The organism is Microbacterium sp. BWR-S6Y (genome assembly GCF_041379845.1).
GTDB classification, from domain to species: Bacteria; Actinomycetota; Actinomycetes; order Actinomycetales; family Microbacteriaceae; genus Microbacterium; species Microbacterium hydrothermale.
On record NZ_JBFECV010000003.1, the window covers coordinates 428,119 to 446,348 of the forward strand.

Annotated in this window: 19 protein-coding genes; 10 read left to right on the top strand and 9 right to left on the bottom strand. The window is 70.8% G+C overall.

Annotated features, from left to right (window positions below; all coding sequences use genetic code 11):
- Positions 1 to 50: 50 nt before the first annotated feature.
- Genes AB1K56_RS09185 through AB1K56_RS09200 form a run of 4 tightly spaced genes read left to right on the top strand, consistent with a single transcriptional unit; the run spans position 51 to position 1,734 of the window.
- Positions 51 to 425 carry a DUF3099 domain-containing protein gene (locus AB1K56_RS09185; protein WP_371205396.1) on the top strand — a complete coding sequence of 125 codons (375 nt, stop codon included), beginning with the start codon at positions 51 to 53 and terminating at the stop codon, positions 423 to 425.
- On the top strand, positions 422 to 628 hold the full coding sequence (locus AB1K56_RS09190) for a hypothetical protein (protein WP_136585781.1): 207 nt from the start codon (positions 422 to 424) through the stop codon (positions 626 to 628). Before AB1K56_RS09185 ends, AB1K56_RS09190 begins: the two co-directional genes overlap by 4 nt.
- Positions 629 to 655: 27 nt before the next feature.
- Positions 656 to 802: a hypothetical protein gene (locus AB1K56_RS09195; RefSeq protein ID WP_371205397.1), complete on the top strand. Its 147-nt coding sequence runs from the start codon at positions 656 to 658 to the stop codon at positions 800 to 802.
- Between the two features lie 11 nt (positions 803 to 813).
- Entirely contained in the window at positions 814 to 1,734 is a 921-nt protein-coding gene (locus AB1K56_RS09200) for an SURF1 family protein (protein ID WP_371205440.1), read from the top strand.
- Positions 1,735 to 1,906: 172 nt separating this feature from the next.
- Here AB1K56_RS09200 and AB1K56_RS09205 read toward each other — a convergent pair whose 3' ends face one another.
- Positions 1,907 to 3,505, bottom strand: a complete 1,599-nt coding sequence (locus AB1K56_RS09205) for an ABC-F family ATP-binding cassette domain-containing protein (RefSeq protein WP_371205398.1) — start codon at positions 3,503 to 3,505, stop codon at positions 1,907 to 1,909.
- Between the two features lie 235 nt (positions 3,506 to 3,740).
- On the opposite strand from AB1K56_RS09205, the gene AB1K56_RS09210 reads away from it, so the two are divergent.
- The 4 genes from AB1K56_RS09210 to AB1K56_RS09225 all read left to right on the top strand — a co-directional run bounded on the left by AB1K56_RS09210 (position 3,741) and on the right by AB1K56_RS09225 (position 7,806).
- Positions 3,741 to 4,772 carry an iron-siderophore ABC transporter substrate-binding protein gene (locus AB1K56_RS09210; RefSeq protein WP_371205399.1) on the top strand — a complete coding sequence of 344 codons (1,032 nt, stop codon included), beginning with the start codon at positions 3,741 to 3,743 and terminating at the stop codon, positions 4,770 to 4,772.
- A 25-nt stretch (positions 4,773 to 4,797) separates the two neighbouring features.
- Positions 4,798 to 5,844 carry a FecCD family ABC transporter permease gene (locus tag AB1K56_RS09215; protein ID WP_371205400.1) on the top strand — a complete coding sequence of 349 codons (1,047 nt, stop codon included), beginning with the start codon at positions 4,798 to 4,800 and terminating at the stop codon, positions 5,842 to 5,844.
- Positions 5,841 to 6,917, top strand: a complete 1,077-nt coding sequence (locus tag AB1K56_RS09220; protein WP_371205401.1) for a FecCD family ABC transporter permease — start codon at positions 5,841 to 5,843, stop codon at positions 6,915 to 6,917. Before AB1K56_RS09215 ends, AB1K56_RS09220 begins: the two co-directional genes overlap by 4 nt.
- A 64-nt stretch (positions 6,918 to 6,981) precedes the next feature.
- A complete protein-coding gene (locus tag AB1K56_RS09225) occupies positions 6,982 to 7,806 on the top strand; it encodes an ABC transporter ATP-binding protein (protein ID WP_136585785.1) in 825 nt (274 codons plus the stop codon).
- Positions 7,807 to 7,923: 117 nt separating this feature from the next.
- On the opposite strand, the gene AB1K56_RS09230 is transcribed toward AB1K56_RS09225, so the two are convergent.
- The 8 genes from AB1K56_RS09230 to sufB all read right to left on the bottom strand — a co-directional run bounded on the left by AB1K56_RS09230 (position 7,924) and on the right by sufB (position 16,122).
- Positions 7,924 to 8,853, bottom strand: a complete 930-nt coding sequence (locus AB1K56_RS09230) for a siderophore-interacting protein (protein WP_371205402.1) — start codon at positions 8,851 to 8,853, stop codon at positions 7,924 to 7,926.
- Between the two features lie 179 nt (positions 8,854 to 9,032).
- On the bottom strand, positions 9,033 to 10,196 hold the full coding sequence (locus tag AB1K56_RS09235; RefSeq protein ID WP_371205403.1) for a MalY/PatB family protein: 1,164 nt from the start codon (positions 10,194 to 10,196) through the stop codon (positions 9,033 to 9,035).
- A 66-nt stretch (positions 10,197 to 10,262) separates the two neighbouring features.
- Entirely contained in the window at positions 10,263 to 11,861 is a 1,599-nt protein-coding gene (locus AB1K56_RS09240) for a serine hydrolase (RefSeq protein ID WP_371205404.1), read from the bottom strand.
- A 173-nt stretch (positions 11,862 to 12,034) separates the two neighbouring features.
- Positions 12,035 to 12,364, bottom strand: coding sequence for a metal-sulfur cluster assembly factor (locus tag AB1K56_RS09245; RefSeq protein WP_013586729.1), 330 nt, complete (start codon positions 12,362 to 12,364; stop codon positions 12,035 to 12,037).
- A gap of 9 nt (positions 12,365 to 12,373) precedes the next feature.
- Positions 12,374 to 13,144, bottom strand: a complete 771-nt coding sequence (gene sufC / locus AB1K56_RS09250; protein WP_371205405.1) for a Fe-S cluster assembly ATPase SufC — start codon at positions 13,142 to 13,144, stop codon at positions 12,374 to 12,376.
- Between the two features lie 42 nt (positions 13,145 to 13,186).
- On the bottom strand, positions 13,187 to 13,516 hold the full coding sequence (locus AB1K56_RS09255) for a non-heme iron oxygenase ferredoxin subunit (protein ID WP_058625385.1): 330 nt from the start codon (positions 13,514 to 13,516) through the stop codon (positions 13,187 to 13,189).
- Positions 13,513 to 14,703, bottom strand: coding sequence for a Fe-S cluster assembly protein SufD (gene sufD / locus AB1K56_RS09260; protein ID WP_136585789.1), 1,191 nt, complete (start codon positions 14,701 to 14,703; stop codon positions 13,513 to 13,515). Before sufD ends, AB1K56_RS09255 begins: the two co-directional genes overlap by 4 nt.
- Positions 14,704 to 16,122 (bottom strand): Fe-S cluster assembly protein SufB, encoded by a 1,419-nt coding sequence (gene sufB / locus AB1K56_RS09265; RefSeq protein WP_371205406.1) that lies wholly within the window; start codon positions 16,120 to 16,122, stop codon positions 14,704 to 14,706. It abuts the gene before it with no gap.
- 249 nt (positions 16,123 to 16,371) lie between these two features.
- Between sufB and AB1K56_RS09270 the strand changes: the two genes are divergently transcribed.
- The gene (locus tag AB1K56_RS09270; RefSeq protein WP_371205407.1) at positions 16,372 to 17,358 is read left to right on the top strand and encodes a heme A synthase; all 987 of its coding nucleotides are present in this window, start codon (positions 16,372 to 16,374) and stop codon (positions 17,356 to 17,358) included.
- 174 nt (positions 17,359 to 17,532) lie between these two features.
- A complete protein-coding gene (locus tag AB1K56_RS09275) occupies positions 17,533 to 18,015 on the top strand; it encodes a hypothetical protein (protein WP_371205408.1) in 483 nt (160 codons plus the stop codon).
- The last annotated feature ends 215 nt before the right edge of the window (positions 18,016 to 18,230 follow it).

Below are 18,230 nucleotides of genomic sequence, written 5' to 3' on the forward strand. Positions count from 1 at the left end.
TCCGCCGAACGCGCCGCCCCTCCCCCGGACGGGCGTACCCTGAGACCACTGTGAAGACAAACCGCGCCCAGTCCGCGACGTCGCTCCCCAAGGCTCCCCGGGAGGACGCCGACAACCGTTTCGCCAAGTACATGGTGATGATGGGGATCCGCATCGCGTGCTTCATCGCGATGGCGGTCGTCACGCCCTACGGCTGGTACACGTTCGTCTTCGCCGCCGGCGCGATCTTCCTGCCGTATCTCGCGGTCATCGTCGCCAACGTCGGCCAGGATGCCGCCGACACCACCGCCATCAGCCCCGAGCGGGCGATCGAGGCTCCCCGTCCCGCACCCGCCGCCGCCGCAGCTGGACCCGATGCCCCGGTGGTCATCCGCATCGCCGAGACCCCGCGGCTCGACGCGCGCGACCGCGACGACCGCTCGTGAGCGACGCCCCCGTCGAGTGCTCCCGAGCAGGATGCCGCGACGTCGCCGTCTGGGCCGTGCGGTGGCGCAATCCGCGCATCCACGCCGCCGACCGCCGCAAGGTGTGGGTCGCGTGCGACGCGCACGTCGCCTACCTGCGGGAGTTCCTCGCGGCCCGCGACTTCCCCGTCGAGGTCGCGGCGCTCACGGTCGAATCGGCCTGAGCGCCGACGCGACGTACCCTGGTTGACGTGGATGCGAGGCGTGGAGTGATCGTGCGCGACGCGCGCGGTGCGGGTGCGACGCCCGCTGCCTCGACGCGCGCGGGTGCGACGCTCGCGATCGCGACGCGCGCGGATGCCGTGCGCGCGGACGTTTCGCCGGAGGCGGACGCGTGAGCGCCCGCGAGATGCCCGCCGCCGGACGCTGGGCGATCTACGTCGGCATCGCCGTCGTCTTCGCCATCGCGTGCGCGTTCCTGTCGAACTGGCAGTTCTCGCGCAACGCCGAACGCAGCGAGCAACTGCAACTGGTGGCCGACAACTACGACGCACCGGTCGTCCCCCTCGGCGACCTGCTCTCCCCCGGAGCACAGCTCACCCCCTCCGACGAGTGGCGCCCCGTGCGCCTCGAGGGGCAGTACCTCGCCGAGGAGCAGCTGCTGGTGCGCAACCGCGCGCACGGGGGCTCCGCGGCATACGAGCAGCTGGTCCCCTTCCGCCTCGACGACGGACGCGTCTTCCTCGTCGACCGCGGCTGGCTGCCACCCGGGAACCAGCAGTCCGAGCCCGACGACATCCCCGCTCCCCCCTCCGGAGAGGTCGTCGTCGAGGTGCGCCTGCGGCCGGGAGAGGCCGCGCCCACCTCGGGCCGGACGGCCGAGGCGGGACAGGTGCCCACCATCAACCTGGGCCTCGTCGCCGAGCAGACCGGGCCGCTGGAGCAGGGCGCCTACGGACTGCTGATGTCGGAGACCCCCGCGCCGGCCACGGCACCCCTCGCGGTCGACCCGCCCAGCAACGACCCCGGCCCCTATCTCTCGTACGCGATCCAGTGGATCCTCTTCGCCGTGATGGGCTTCGGCTTCATCACCTACGTCATCATCAACGAGCGCAAGCTCCGTCGCGAGGATGCCGAAGACGACGACGACGCGGATGCCACCGCAACCCCCGCTGCCGCGGACGCGGACGCCGAGGTCGAGGCCGCGGCCGAACCCGTCGCGGCCGGATCGGGCCGTCGCCGCGTCGACCCGGTCGCTCTGCACCGCGCGCGCAAGCGTCCGCGCGACCGCGACGCCGACGACGAAGACGCCCTTCTCGACGCGCACTGACCGGCGCGCGCTGACCGACGCGCGCCGACCGGCACGCGCTGGCCGACGCGCACTGACGCGCACTGATCGACGCGCACCGACCGGCGCACGCTGACCGACGCGCACCGACCGGCGCACGCGCGGGGCGACGCCCGCTTCTTGCGATCGAGACCGTTCGCTCGGCCCCTCGCGCTCAGGCCAGCGTGATCAGGTCGGCGTAGTCGCGACCCCAGATGTCCTCGACGCCGTCGGGGAGGATCAGCACGCGCTCGGGGTTGAGCGCCTCGACGGCGCCCTCGTCGTGCGAGACGAGCACGACGGCGCCCTCGTAGTGCGCGAGCGCGCCGAGGATCTCCTCGCGCGAGGCGGGGTCGAGGTTGTTCGTCGGCTCGTCGAGCAGCAGCATGTTCGCCGACGACACCACGAGCGTCGCGAGCGACAGACGGGTCTTCTCTCCACCCGAGAGCACCCCGGCGGGCTTGAGCACGTCGTCGCCGACGAACAGGAACGAACCGAGCACCTTGCGCGCCTCAGTGGCCGTGATGTGCGGCGCCGACGACATCATGTTCTCGAGGACCGACCGGTTCACGTCGAGGTTCTCGTGCTCCTGCGCGTAGTAGCCGATCTTGAGGCCGTGACCGGGCTCGAGCTGGCCGGTGTCGGGCTGGTCGACGCCCGCGAGGATGCGCAGCAGCGTCGTCTTGCCCGCACCGTTGAGGCCCAGGATGACGACGCGCGAGCCGCGGTCGATCGCCAGGTCGACGTCGGTGAAGATCTCGAGCGACCCGTACGACTTCGACAGACCGGATGCCATGAGCGGCGTCTTGCCGCAGGGCGCGGGCTTCGGGAACCGGAGTTTGGCGACGCGCTCGTCCTGACGCACGTCGTCGAGGCCCGACAGCATCTTCTCGGCGCGCGCGACCATCTGGTGCGCGGCCGCGGCTTTCGAGGCCTTCGCGCCGAAGCGCGCGGCCTGCAGCTGCAGCGCCGTGGCCTTCTTCTCGGCGTTGGCGCGCTCCTTCTTGCGACGCTCCTCGTCGGCCACCCGCTGGCGCAGGTAGTTCTTCCAGTTCATGTTGTAGACGTCGATGACCTGGCGGTTGGCGTCGAGGTAGAACACGCGGTTGACCGTCTCGCCGACGAGCTCGACGTCGTGCGAGATCACGATGAGCCCGCCCTTGTAGCCCTTGAGGAACTCGCGCAGCCACACGACACTGTCGGCGTCGAGGTGGTTGGTCGGCTCGTCGAGGATCATCGTCTGCGCGTCCGAGAAGAGGATGCGCGCGAGCTCGATGCGGCGCCGCTGACCACCCGAGAGGGTCTTCAGCGGCTGGTCGAGGATGCGGTCGGGCAGCGACAGGTTGTGCGCGATCGAGGCCGCCTCGGCCTCGGCGGCGTAGCCGCCCGCCGCTTCGAACTGCTCGGTGAGGCGCGCGTACTTCTTCATCGCCTTCGCCGCGACCGCGGCGTCGTCGTCGCCCATCGCCATCGACGCCTCGTGCATGCCGAGGGCGAGCGAGCCCAGCCCGCGGGCATCGAGGATGCGCGTACGCGCGAGCATCTCGGGGTCGCCCGAACGCGGATCCTGGGGCAGATACCCCAGTTCGCCGGAGCGGTCGACGCCGCCGTTCGAGGGCAGCAGGTCGCCGGCGAGCACCTTGGTGAGGGTGGTCTTTCCGGCTCCATTGCGTCCGACGAGGCCGATCTTGTCGCCGTCGGAGACGCGGAACGCCACGTCGGACATGAGCACGCGGGCGCCCACGCGGATCTCGAGGTCGTGCACGGCGAGCACAGCGAACGTCCGTTCAGTCGGGGAAGGGTGAGAGGCCGAGAGAGGCCAGCCATCCAGTATACGGCGCGCCACGAGCGGCCTCGGCGCGACCGCCGTCACCCGACGGCGGAGACCTCGGATGCCAGTACCTCGGCGTCGAGATGATCGCCCGGTTCATCGGCATCCGGGTTTGCGTTCTCACCCGGCGCCTGACCTAAACTAAGCCTATCCTTACCTAACACGCAGGAGGCTCTTCGTGTCCCGATTCCGCGCTCTGGCGGCCCTCGCCGTCGGTTCCGCCCTCGTCCTCACCGGCTGCGCCGGCACCTCGGCCGCCCCCGGAGAGGACCAAGCCGCGTCGGACGACGCCGGGTTCCCCGTCACGATCGAGAACGTCTTCGGCGAGACCACGATCGACGCCAAGCCCGAGCGCGTCGTCACCGTCGACTGGGGGAACCAGGACGTCGCCCTGGCGCTCGGCGTTGTGCCGGTGGCCATGCCGAAGGTCATCTACGGTGACGAGGACGGCGACGGACTGCTCCCCTGGACCAAAGACAAGTTGGCCGAACTCGGCGCCGAGACGCCCGTGCTGATGGATGAGTCGAATGGCTACGACTACGAGGCCATCGCCGACGCTCGACCCGATGTCATCCTGGCCGCCTACTCGGGAATGACGCAGGAGCAGTACGACACGCTGAGCAAGATCGCGCCGGTGGTGACGTACCAGAACGTGGCCTGGGGCACCACCTGGCAGGAGATGACCGTCCTCGACGGCACCGCCCTCGGTCTCAAGGACGAAGCGGACGCGCTCGTCACGGAGAAGGAGGAGCACATCGCCGCCGAAGCGGCGAAGTACCCCGCCCTCGCCGACAAGAAGGCACTGCTGACCTACTTCGACCCGACGAACCTGTCGACCCTCGGCTTCTACAGCACGCTCGACCCGCGCATGGGGTACCTGCAGGAGCTCGGGCTCGCGCCCTCCTCGTACGTGTCTGAGGAGTCGGCCGCGTCGGAGACGTTCTGGTTCACGCCCAGCACCGAGCAGATCGAAAAGTTCGCCGACGTCGACGTGATGGTCGCCTACGGCAGCGACGACATGATCGCCGCGATGCAGGCCGACCCTCTGCTGTCGAAGGTGCCCGCCGTGCAGAACGGCGCGATCGCCGTCGTCGAAGACAACTCGACCCTCTCGTCCGCGATCACGCCGACCCCCCTCAACATCGGCACCACCTACGGCGACGACTACATCGCCCTGGTGGGCGCGGCCGCCGAGAAGGCCGCGTCCTGATGCAGGCCTCCCGCCCGTCGGCGCGATGACCGCTCTCGCTCCGACCGTCTCCGCCCCCGGCGACGCGCGCCCGCGCCGCTGGGGGCGGCGACGCGTCGTCGGCGTCATCGCTCTCGTGCTCCTCCTGCTCGTCGCGGTCGTCCTGTCGGTCACCTTCGGCGCACGCGATGTCACGGCCGCCGATGTCTGGGCGGGTCTGAACGGCTCCACCGACTCGGCGTCCAGCGCCGCGGTCGCGAAGCGCATCCCCCGGACAGTGCTCGCCATCCTGGTCGGGGCCGCGCTCGCCGTTGCGGGCACCGTGCTGCAGGGGGCCACGCGCAATCCCCTCGCCGACCCCCAGATCCTCGGTATCAACGGCGGCGCGGGACTCGCGATCGTCACGGGCATCGCCTTCCTGGGTCTGAGCTCGCCCTCGATGTACATCTGGACCGGCATGCTGGGTGCGGCCGGTGCGGCCGTTCTGGTGTACGCCATCGGCTCCCTCGGGCGGGGAGGGGCGACCCCTTTGCGTCTTGCCCTCGCCGGAGCCGTCACGGCGGTGGCGTTCAGCTCTGTGACGAGTGCGATCCTGCTGCCCCGCACCGACGTGCTGAACGAGTTCCGGTTCTGGCAGATCGGTGGTGTGGGAGGCGCCTCGTTCCCGACGATCCTGCAGGTGCTGCCCTTCCTCGGCGTGGGTCTGCTCGTCTGCCTCGCCAGCGCGTCCGCGCTGAACACCCTCGCCCTGGGCGACGAGCTCGCCGCGGGCCTCGGCGCCCGCGTGCGCACCGCCCGCCTCGTCGCCACCGCCGGCGCCGTCGTCCTGTGCGGCGCCGCGACCGCCGTCGCCGGGCCCATCGGCTTCGTGGGACTCGTCGTCCCGCACATGCTGCGCCTCATCGTCGGCGTCGACCACCGCTGGCTGCTGCCCGTCTCGGCCCTGGGAGGCGCGACCCTGCTCACCCTCGCCGACGTCGTCGGTCGCGTCGTCGCCCGCCCCGAGGAGATCGAGGTCGGCATCGTCACCGCGCTCATCGGCGCCCCCTTCTTCATCGCCCTCGTCCGCCGCCAGAAGATGAGGGCCCTGTGACCACGTCCCTGACCCGCCCTGGCGCCCTCGCGTCCGCCGCGCCCGACACCCTGGCATCCGTCGTCTCCGGCCGACGTCGCCGCCACCGCCGCTGGGTGGCCGTCACCGGCACGCTCGCTGCGCTCGTCGTCGTGGCGTTCGTGCTGAGCCTCATGCTCGGCCAGACCTTCTACACGCCCGCCGAGGTGTGGGGCGTGGTGACCGGCCAGCGCGTCGCTGGCGCGTCGTTCACGGTCGGCGAGCTGCGCCTGCCGCGCGCGATGACCGCTCTGCTGACGGGACTGTGCTTCGGCATGGGCGGTGTCGTGTTCCAGACCATGCTGCGCAACGCCCTCGCGAGCCCCGACGTCATCGGGATCAACACGGGTGCGAGCGCCGCCGCGGTGATCGGCATCGTCGTGCTGGGCTGGGGCGAGACCGCGGTGTCGTTCCTGGCGATGGCGGCGGCCCTGATCGCCGCTCTCGCGATCTACCTGCTGTCGTATCGCGACGGCAGCTCCGGCGCCCGGCTCATCCTCGTCGGCATCGGCGTCGCCGCGATGTGCCAGGCGGTGGTGTCGTACGTGATCGCGCGCGCCGCGCAGTACGACCTCCCGGCCGCGATGCGCTGGATCACCGGCAACCTCAACGACGCGACGTGGGACCGCGCGCTCCCGGTGCTCTTCGCCGTGCTCGTGCTCGGGCCGGTGCTGCTCGTCCTGTCGGGGCGCCTCGAGATCCTGCGGATGGGCGACGACACCGCCGCGGCGATCGGCCTCCCCGTCGAGCGCAGCCGCCTGCTGCTCATCGTCGCCGCCGTCGGTCTCCTCGCCTTCGGCACGGCGGCGGCGGGCCCGATCGCGTTCGTGTCGTTCCTGGCCGGGCCCATTGCGGTGCGCCTGCTCGGACCCGTCGGTTCGCCGATCCTCCCCGCCGGCCTCGTCGGCGCCCTGCTCGTGCTGGTGGCCGACTACGTCGCCCAGTACGCCTTCGGCACGCGTCTGCCCGTCGGTGTGATCACCGGCGTGCTCGGCGCGCCGTACCTCATCTTCCTGCTCATCCGCAGCAGCCGATCCGAAGGAACGTCGCTATGACGCGAGCCGCCATGACGCGAGCCGTCTCGGCATCCGCCGCCACCCGCCTCGAAGGAACGACCCGATGACTCTTGAGCGCAGCCTGACCGCCGAGGGCGTCACCCTCGGTTACGGAGACCGGACGATCGTCGACTCCCTCGACCTCTCCCTGCCCCCGGGCAAGGTCACCGCGATCGTCGGGGCGAACGCGTGCGGCAAGTCGACGCTGCTGAAAGCCATGGCGCGTCTGCTCTCCCCCACCACCGGACAGGTGCTGCTCGACGGCAAGGCGATCCACCGGATGCCGACGAAGCAGGTCGCGCGCGTGCTCGGGCTCCTCCCCCAGTCCCCCGTCGCCCCCGACGGCATCGCCGTGTCCGACCTCGTCAGCCGCGGTCGGCACCCGCACCAGGGCGCGCTCTCACGGTGGACGCGCACCGACGACGACGCCGTGGCGCGCGCGCTCGACGCGACCGACACGGCCCACCTCGCCGACCGTCACGTCGACCAGCTCAGCGGGGGGCAGCGCCAGCGCGTGTGGATCGCGATGGCCCTCGCGCAGGAGACCGACGTACTCCTGCTCGACGAGCCCACGACGTTCCTCGACATCAGCCACCAGATCGACGTGCTCGACCTGCTCACCGACCTCAATCGCGAGCGCGGCACGACCGTGGCGATGGTGCTGCACGACCTCAATCTCGCGGCGCGCTACGCCGACCACCTCGTCGCGATGGCGGAGGGCCGCATCGTCGCCGCGGGCGACCCGGCCGAGGTGCTGACCGAGGAGACGGTCGAGGAGGTCTTCGGCTTGCGCAGCCGCGTCGTCGCGGATCCGCTCACGGGCCGGCCGATGATCGTGCCGATCGGTCGGCACCACACGGTCGTCGACGAGCCGGCGACGGCTCGCTGAGGGGGTTCGGCGCGGAGGGCACGCGGGCACGCCTACACCTGTCCGGATGCGGCGCGCGTGAACCGGGCGCCCGGGTCCTGCCTTCGGCGCGCGCGACCCGATCCCCTCGGCGCCGCGTCAGGCGGTGCGCTCGACCTGGCCTTCGCGCCAGTAGCCCATGAACGCGACGCGCTTGCGGTCGACGCCGTGCCCCTGCACGAGCAGTCGGCGCAGCGTCTTGACCGTCTGCGACTCCCCCGCGATCCAGGCGTAGAACTCACCCTCCGAATCGGCGGGGCTGTCCCAGAGCAGGTCGACGTCGAGGTCGATGTCCTCGAGCACCTGGGGGCGGGGCGCCGCGGCGCGCGAGAGGACGGCCCCGGATGCCGCGGTCCACGCCTCGACCGCGTCGATCAGCGCCTCGCCGTGGGGGCGGTCGTCGCGGGCGATCCAGGTGACGGGCAGCGTCCCGGGCGCGAGCGCGAGGGCGTCGTCGATCGTGGGCACCTCGACGAAGGCGTCGACGACGAAGCCGGAACCCAGGCCCTCGAGGATCGCGCAGATCGCCGGGGCGGCCGTCTCGTCGCCGACGAGCAGCAGGCGCTGCGCCGTTCCGGGGTGGAAGTCGATGCCCTGCGCCGAGTCCTCGCTGCGCGCGTCGGGGCCGACCACGAGGATGCTCTCCCCCTCCGCCGCCGTCTCGGCCCACGTCCCCGCGGGACCGGCGTCGTGGTGCAGCACGAAATCGATGTCGAGCTCGAGCGCCTCGGGGTCGATCCGTCGCACGGTGTAGGTGCGGAACGGCATCCGCTCCGCCTCGGGAAGGTCGCGCCAGCGCGTGTACCACTCGCCGCCGTCGATCGCCGCGGGGTCGTTCTGCCCGATGTCGCACAGGCGGCCGTCGGAGCCGGGGAGCACGAGCTTCACGCGCTGGTCGCGCCGGTCGGTGCCGAACACGGCGAAATCGGGGCTGGTGAAGGTGATGCGCGCGAAGTGCGGCGACAGGCGGCGGGCCTTCTTCACCACGGCGACGTACGGACGGTAGGCGGGGCGCGTGGCAGTCTTCACTCGCTAAGGATATCCTTACCTATCCTCGGATGCCAGGCGAGCGCCGCGCGAAACCTCACGCGTGGACGAACACCCGGTCACGGCATACCGGTCACGGCATACCGGTCACCGGCCGAGAGTCACGACCCCGACCGTCACGGCACGCCACTCGACCCGGGCGCCGCGCGTCGTTCGGAGCCTCACGCCCTCGAGGCCAGTCGCCCGATGCGCTGCACCGCGTCGCGCAGCACCTCGGGCGCGCACCCGACGTTGATGCGCACGTGACCGATGCCCTCCGTGCCGAACAACGGGCCGTGATGCAGCGCGACGTGCGCCTCGCGGCGGATGAACGGGGCCGGATTGTCGCCCCACCCGTAGGCCGACACGTCGACCCACGCGAGGAAGCCCGCGTCCGGCATCCGATACCGCGCGCGCGGAAGGTGCGCGGCGAGCAGGTCGGCGAGCAGCCGTCGGTTCTCGTCCAGCGACGCCAGCAGCGACTCGAGCCACGGGTCGCTCTCCGCCGCGAAGGCCGCGCGGTTGGCGATCACGCCGAACAGGCCCGCGCGCCACTCCACCTCCCAGGGCAGCGAGCGCACGACCTGGGCCGTCTCCTCCGCCCCGGTCACGATCACCGCGCACTTCAGCCCCGCGAGGTTGTAGGTCTTGCTCGCGCTCGTCACGGCGTAGCCGACCGCGGCGGCCTCGGGACCGGCATCCAGGAAGGGCGTGAACACCGCGGGAGCGTGCGTGAGGGGGGCGTGGATCTCGTCGCTCACCACGCTCGCGCCGTAGCGCGCCGCGAGGCGGGCGAGGGCGGCGAGGCTGTCGCGCGTGTGCACCGTTCCGGTCGGGTTGTGCGGATTGCACAGCAGCACCGCACGGGCCCCGGATGCCAGGGCCCTCTCGATCCCGTCGAGGTCGAGGCTCCACCGGTCACCGTCGTCGACCAGCGGCACGCGCTCGACGACCGCGCCCGCCTCCTCCACCGTGTCGTAGAACGGCGGATAGACCGGGGGCGTCACCACCACGCGATCGCCGGGGGCGGTCACGGCGCGGAGCACCTCGACGACGCCCATCATGACGTCACCCGTCCACCGCACGCGCGACGGGTCGATCGTCCACCCCCACCGCCGGTCGGCGTAGGCGGCGAAGTCGAGATCGATGCCCGGACGCGGCGGGGTGTAGCCGGTGTCGCCGATCTCGACCGCGCGATGCAGCGCCGCGGTGATCGCGGGCGCGAGGGGGAAGTCGGTCTCGGCGACGAACATGGGGATCACGTCGTCGCCGTACGAGCGCCACTTCGTGCTGGAGCGCTGGCGGAGGAGGTCCAGGGGCAGGGCCTTCAGGGGGGTGACGCTCATGTCATCGAGGCTACCGAAGGCGCGCCGGCGCCTCGCGGTCCCTCGACACCCTGCGTCATGCGCGATTCACCGCCGGAACGTCCCCATCCGATGCTGGTCGAAGTACTCGAGTACGAGCGAGCCGTCGGAGCCGAACGTCGCCTGCGAGACCGTTCCCTCGGTGGCGTTCTCGCCCGTGGGGGCGAACGTGAACACGTCGCCGTCCCAGGGGCTCAGCGTCCATCGCCCGGTCGGGCCCAGCGCCAGCTGCAGCGCGCCGTCGACGATGCTCACAGTGGCGTCGCCGAAGTAGTCGTTCCGGTAGACGCCCGCGTACCGGTCCAGCGCGGCCGGGGGCGTCGCATCCGCGGGGCGGTCCTTCCCGGCGAGGGTCCCCAGCGGCGCGGCCATGTCCGCGAAGATCCCGGTGTACAGCCCGAGCCAGTCCTGACGCTGCGCGCCGTACTGCGCGATGTCGGCGAAGCGACCCGCGATACCCTCCGCGACGCCGTTGGCCTCGCCGTCCGAGAGCACCACGATGCCGAGGTCGGCCGCGGGCAGCATCTTCACCGTCGTGCCGGTGCCGAGCCGGAACGCACCCGAATGGTTGACGTCGACGAGACCGCCCGCGGTCGTCGTGACGTTGAAACCGTACCCGTAGAAGCCCGCCCTCTGGCTCATCGTCGACACGGCCGGGTCGCGCCCCGTCGTGATCTGCGGGGTGACGGCGGGCAGCAGGGCCTCGCGGCTGACGAATGCGTCGTCGCCCGCTCCGGCGGCGAGCACCATCGTCATCCAGCGCGCCATGTCGGTGACACTCGAGCTCACCCCTCCGGCCGGCGACTGCGCGTCGGGCCGGCGCTGCTCGGGGCTCACGACCCACGCGCCGTCCACCCGCTGGTGCCCCAGGGCGCGGTTCTCGCGCGTCTCGAGATCCGCGAACCGTGACGAGGTGGAGGTCATGCCGAGCGGCGCGTAGAGCAGCCGCTCGGAGAGGTCGGCCCAGTCCTCACCGGCCGCGGCGGCGACCGACTCGGCCGCGGCGGTGATGTCGAAGTTGCCGTAGGCGTAGGTGCGGCGGAACCCCTCGAGCGGGACGAGCCGCAGCCGCTCCAGCACCGCGGCGCGGTCGTAGCCGATCTCCTCCAGCTCGTCGCCCGCGTGCTCGAACAGCCCGGACCGGTGCGCGTACAGGTCGCCGATCGTGAGGTTCGCCGACACCCACGGGTCCGACAGCGCGAAAGAGGGCAGGTTCTCCTGCACGGGCGTGTCCCACGTGACCACGCCCTCGTCGATCGCGCGCGCGATCACCGTCGCGCCGACGGACTTCGACACGGATGCCATCGCGAACACCGTGTCCTCGTCGACCGGCTCCCCGGTGTCGAGGTTGCGCACGCCGTAGCCGCGGGCGAACACGGTCTCTCCCCCGTGGACGACGGCGACCGCGACACCGGGCGTCCCGGTCGCGTCCATCGCCGCTTTCACGGAGGCGTCGATGTCGGCCACGGCGGCCGCCACGGTGGCATCCGTCACGTGCGCCAGAGCGTCGACGCGAGGGTCCGCGGCGACGGGGGCGGACGTCGTCTCGGACGCCGGAACGGGGTCGGCGGTGCATCCGGATGCCACCGCCGGGAGCAGCAGCACGGGGACGACGACCGCGGCGATTCGGGTTGCACGCGTTCTCATGCGCGAAGTGTGCTCGCCGGGAACCCGGACGGCAACGATCCGCGGGGCAGTGTTGTCGTTTCGCAACACGACGCCGCCCGGGACGACCGCGGATGCCGCCCTCTCGACGTCCCTCCGCTGCCGCGAACGACGAACGCCCGCCCCCGGAGGGGCGGGCGTTCGTGCAGGAGTCGTCAGATCGCGAAGCCGAGAGCGCGCATCATGTCGCGGCCGTCGTCGGTGATCCGCTCGGGGCCCCACGGCGGCATCCACACCCAGTTGATGCGGAAGCGATCCACGACGTTGTCGAGGGCCTGAGCCGTCTGCTCTTCGAGGACGTCGGTCAGGGGGCATCCGGCCGAGGTCAGGGTCATGTGGATGACGAGCGCGTCGTTCTCGTCGTCCCACGCGAGGTCGTAGATGAGGCCGAGGTCGACGACGTTGATCCCCAGTTCGGGGTCCATGACGTCTTTCAGGGCCTCGGTGACCTCGTCGTACTTCTCGGGAGCGAGCGTTGCGGTCATGTAACGATCTTACGCGTCGATCGGCGTACCGGGCTCGAGGAAGCGGTCGTAGCCCTCTTCCTCGAGTCGGTCGGCGAGCTCGGGGCCGCCCTCTTCGACGATGCGGCCCTTGACCACGACGTGCACGAAGTCGGGGCGGATGTAGCGCAGGATGCGCGTGTAGTGCGTGATGAGCAGCACACCGAGGTCGGTCTGCTCCTTCGCGCGGTTCACGCCCTCCGACACGATCTTCAGCGCGTCGACGTCGAGACCGGAGTCGGTCTCGTCGAGCACCGCGATCTTCGGCTTGAGCAGCTCGAGCTGGAGGATCTCGTGGCGCTTCTTCTCGCCGCCCGAGAAGCCTTCGTTGACGTTGCGCGACGCGAACTTCGCATCCATGCGCAGGTTCTCCATGGCGCCCTTGACGTCCTTGGTCCAGCTGCGGATCGCCGGCGCCTCGCCGTCGATGGCCGTCTTGGCCGTGCGCAGGAAGTTGGTGACCGTCACGCCCGGGATCTCAACCGGGTACTGCATCGCGAGGAAGAGGCCCGCGCGAGCGCGCTCGTCGACGCTCATCTCGAGAACGTCCTCACCGTCGAGGGTGATGGAGCCGCTCGTGACGGTGTACTTGGGGTGGCCGGCGATCGTGTACGCCAGGGTCGACTTGCCGGAGCCGTTGGGGCCCATGATGGCGTGGGTCTCACCGGTGCGCATGGTCAGCGTCACGCCGTTGAGGATCGGGGTCGTACCGTTCTCCGTCTCGACCGTCACGTGGAGGTCGCGGATCTCGAGGACAGACATGGGGGTGATTCCTTACTCGTAAAGTCTCGGGTCGGGCGCGGCTCAGGCCGTCGCCTTGGTGACGGACGGATCGATGAGCACGTCGTCTCCGTCGATCACGACCTCGAACACGGGGACCGGCTCGTAGGCCGGGAGGTTCAACGGGCGGCCGGTCTTCAGCGAGAACGCCGAGCCGTGGGCCCAGCACTCGAGCGTCTCGCCCTCGACGAAACCGTCGGAGAGCGAGATGTCGCCGTGCGTGCAGACGTCGCCGATGGCGTGCACGTCACCGTTGCCGTCGAGGACGACGGCGATCGCGACGCCGTCGATCTCGACGCGACGGGCCTCGTCCTGAACGAGTTCGCTCAGCGCGCAGGCGCGGGTCGCGCTCACGCGGCCGCCCCCTCGGCCAGCTCGTGCTCGATGGCCTCGATGAGCTCGGTCTCGAGCTCGGGGATGCCGATGCGCTGCACGATCTCGCTGAGGAAGCCGAGCACGACCAGGCGGCGCGCCTCGTCTTCGGCGATGCCGCGGGCCTGCAGGTAGAACAGCTGCTCGTCGTCGAAGCGACCCGTAGCGCTGGCGTGACCCGCGCCCTGGATGTCGCCGGTCTCGATCTCGAGGTTCGGGATCGAGTCGGCGCGCGCGCCGTCGGTGAGCACGAGATTGCGGTTGGCCTCGTAGGAGTCGGTGCCGGTGGCATCCGGTCCGATGAGCACGTCGCCGATCCACACGCTCCGAGCGCTCTCGCCCTGCAGCGCACCCTTGTAGAGCACGTCGCCGACCGTGTGGGGTCCCTTGTGGTGCAGGTACACCTGCGACTCGAGGTGCTGGCCGGCGTCGGAGAACGACAGGCCGTACAGGCGCCCCTCGGCACCCGGACCCGAAAGCTCCACGGAGGGGTTGACCCGCACGACGCCGCCGCCGAAGCTCACCACGACATGCGTGAGCTTGGCGTCGCGGTCGACGCGGGCCTGGTGCGAGGCCGCGTGCACGGTGTCGTCATTCCAGCGCTGCACCGACACGACGGTCAGCTCGGCCCCGTCGCGGACGATGATCTCGACGTTCTGCGCGTGGTTCGCCGAGCCCTCGTGGCGCAGCACCACGGTGCCGCGCGAGTTCGGCTGCGCCTCGATCACGACGTGGGCGTGAGCGAGGCCGCCCGTGCCGGTGAGGCGCACGACGACGGGTTCGTCGAGCTCCACGTTCGCGGGGATGCGCAGCAGCGGAGCCTCGGCCTCGTGCGTCCAGGCGAGGGCGGCGGGAAGATCCTCCGGACGGAAGTGCTCCCCGCGCGGGGCGTCGCCGGCCGCGAGACGCAGCTGCTCGACCGCGGCGGGCGCCTCGACGTCGACGGTCATGACGCCGGTGGGACCGGCCTCATCGACGAAGAGCGGCGCGAGCCGGTCGATCGGGCTGAGCTTCCAGTTGACCTCGCGCCCCGTGGGGGTGCCGAAGTCGGCCGGGTCGAACGAGGTCTTCCGCTCCGAGCGCGTCTGCACCGGAACGACGGATGCCACGAGGGCTGCCGGGTCGATGTGACCCTCGGCGGCTGCGGGGGTTTCGGTCGCAGTCGTCACTTAACCAACACTGCCTTCCATGCCCATCTCGATGAGCTTGTTGAGTTCGAGCGCGTACTCCATCGGGAGCTCGCGGGCGATCGGCTCGATGAAGCCGCGCACGATCATCGCCATGGCCTCGTCTTCGGGGAGGCCACGCGACTGCAGGTAGAAGAGCTGCTCCTCGCTGACCTTCGAAACCGTGGCCTCGTGGCCGAGCTGCACGTCGTCGACACGGATGTCGATCGCGGGGTACGTGTCGCTGCGGGAGATCGTGTCGACCAGCAGGGCGTCGCAGCGCACCGTGTTCGCGGAGTGATGCGCGTTGGCGTCGACGCGGACCTCGCCGCGGTAGCCGGCGCGACCACCGCCGCGGGCGATCGACTTCGACACGATCGACGACTGCGTGTACGGCGCCATGTGGATCATCTTCGCGCCGGCGTCCTGGTGCTGACCGGGACCGGCGAAGGCGACCGAGAGCGTCTCGCCCTTGGCGTGCTCGCCCATCAGGTAGATGGAGGGGTACTTCATCGTCACCTTGGAGCCGATGTTGCCGTCGACCCACTCCATGGTCGCGCCCTCGTGGGCGACGGCGCGCTTGGTGACGAGGTTGTAGACGTTGTTCGACCAGTTCTGGATCGTCGTGTAGCGCACGCGGGCGTTCTTCTTCACGATGATCTCGACGACGGCCGAGTGCAGCGAGTCGGACTTGTAGATCGGGGCCGTGCAGCCCTCGATGTAGTGCACATAGCTGTCTTCGTCGGCGATGATCAGGGTCCGCTCGAACTGACCCATGTTCTCGGTGTTGATGCGGAAGTACGCCTGCAGCGGGATCTCGACGTGCACGCCCTTCGGGACGTACACGAACGACCCGCCCGACCACACCGCGGTGTTGAGCGCGGCGAACTTGTTGTCACCGGCCGGGATGACCGTGCCGAAGTACTCCTCGAAGAACTCGGGGTGCTCGCGCAGGGCGGTGTCGGTGTCCATGAAGATGACGCCCTGCTGCTCCAGGTCCTCGCGGATCTGGTGGTAGACGACCTCGGACTCGTACTGCGCGGCGACGCCGGCGACGAGACGCTGGCGCTCCGCCTCGGGGATGCCGAGCTTCTCGTAGGTGTTGCGGATCTCCTCCGGGAGGTCCTCCCACGACTGCGCCTGCTTCTCGGTCGAGCGCACGAAGTACTTGATGTTGTCGAAGTCGATGTCGCTGAGGTCGGCGCCCCAGGTGGGCATCGGCTTCTTGCCGAAGAGCTGGTACCCCTTCAGACGGGTCTTCAGCATCCAGTCGGGCTCGGACTTCAACGCGGAGATGCCGCGCACGACGTCCTCGTTGATGCCGCGCTGCGCGACGGCGCCTGCGGCGTCGGTGTCGTGCCAGCCGAACTCGTATTGCCCCAGGCTCTCGAGCTCTGGTCGGTCGATGAGGACATCGGACATGGTGATCACTCTCCTTCTCGGGCCTCAACGGTGTCATCCGCCCCGACATTCCGGACTCCGGTCGAAGTCCCAGGTTCGTCGCTGGTGGGCCCGCTCGAAGGCGCTGGCTGCGCGCCTAGACTGTCTCTCGTGCGGATCGCGTGAGCACTGCACACGGACCCTTCGATTCTACAGGCAACACCCGCTCCCGGCATGGCAGACCCACTCCCCCGCACGCCGGGACCGCCCCGACGCCAGGAAGCCGCACGCATGCCCTCCGCCCCGTCCTCCTCCCCCTCGACCCGCGTCCCCGCGGTGCTGCAGCGCGTCGTCGCCTGGCTGCCCGCGCAGGTCGACCGCCGGGTCCGCGTCTTCGCCTGGCTCTCCTTCGTGGCCGAGGTGCTCATCATCGGCACCGGCGGTGCCGTCCGCCTCACCGGCTCCGGCCTCGGCTGCCCCACGTGGCCGCGATGCACGCCCGACTCCCTCGTGAACACCCCCGAGATGGGCATCCACGGGATCATCGAGTTCGGCAACCGCACACTGACGGGTCTCGTCGGCATCCTCGCCCTCGCCGTCGTCGTGCTCGTCTGGCGCATGCGGCACGAGCGCCGCGTGCTGTTCGTGCTCTCGCTCATCGTGCTGGGCGGCATCGTGGCCCAGGCGATCGTGGGCGGCATCACGGTGCTCACGGGCCTCAACCCCTTCATCGTCGGCTTCCACTACGTCGCCTCGGTGTCGCTGGTTGCGGTGTGCGCGGCCTTCCTCGTGCGGATGTACCAGCCCGCGGGGGCGCGCACCCTCGCCGTGCCGCGGTGGTTCGCCGGTCTCGTGCACGCCACCACCGGCGTGCTCGCCCTGACGATCGTCTTCGGCGTGCTCACCACGGGGGCCGGCCCCCACTCCGGCGACGAGGCCTCGGTGCGCAACGGTTTCGATGCGCAGATCCTCGAGCACGTCCACGCGTGGCCCGGGTACGCCCTCTTCGCCCTCACCCTCGTCGTCGTGGTGACCGCCTGGCGTCTGCGCCTGCCGGTGCGCCGATGGGCGACCGCGCTGCTGGCGGTCGAGCTCGTGCAGATCGCCGTGGGCCTGTACCAGGCGCGCAACGGCCTGCCCGAGATCGCCGTGGGCACGCACATGGTGCTCGCCGCCCTCGCCGCCGCGACCATGACCGTCGTGGTCCTGCGGCTGAAGAAACCGGTCGCCGCCGCCGACGCGGAGCGCCGACGCGCGACCGCCGACGCCCACGCGTGAGCGCTCGCGGGCCCCTTATACGCTCATAGGGCATTCATCGGCGACCCCTAGGGCCCGTGAGGGGTGGTGGGACACCCTGGACATTCCGGGTTCGCGCCCGGGCCGCCCGATGCCACCGCGTCGGGACACGCCAGTCCGGTGACCCCCGCACCGGAACGACAAGGAGTACATCCCATGAAGACCCGTCCCCGCCTGGTGACCAGCATCCCGTTCTGGGTGCTCGTCGTCGGATCCCTGGCCGCCATCGCCGGTGGACTCGCGATCGTCCTCAACGGGATCGACGCGATGGAGCAGGTGCTCGACGACCCCAACGCCACCGTCGTGCAGGTGTACGTCGGCCAGTCCTGGGTCGTCGTGGGCGCCGCCGTCCTCGGAGCCGGCGCCATCGGCATCGTCGCCGTCCTGGCACTCGCCGCCGCGACCGCCCTCGTGCGTCGCCCCGACGTGTCGGTCGAGACGATCGACTGGTCCAGCGACGAGGAGACGGCTCCGCAGAACGCCGCTCCCTTCGCCCCCGCCACGACCGCCACCCCCCTCGCGGTGGAGGATGCCGACGTCGAGGTGCCCTCGACGGCCCCGGCTCCCCCGCAGGCCCGCGCGGCCGCGAACCACGACGAGCCCCGCCTCGACGCCGGAGACGACGCGACGCGTCGCTGATCCGCTCTGCGCGAAGCGCCCGCCCCACGCACCCGGGGGCGGGCGCTTCGCGCGTTGAACGCGCAGCTCGGCGACGCGCACGGCCCCGAGCCCGTGCTCACGGGCGTCTCCGTGACCCCCGACGCGCGAGGGCGCGAGAACGGCGTCGCCGATGTCCTGCTCGGCTCCATCGTGCGGTGGGCAGATCCGCGCGGAACGGTCCGGCGACTCCGGGT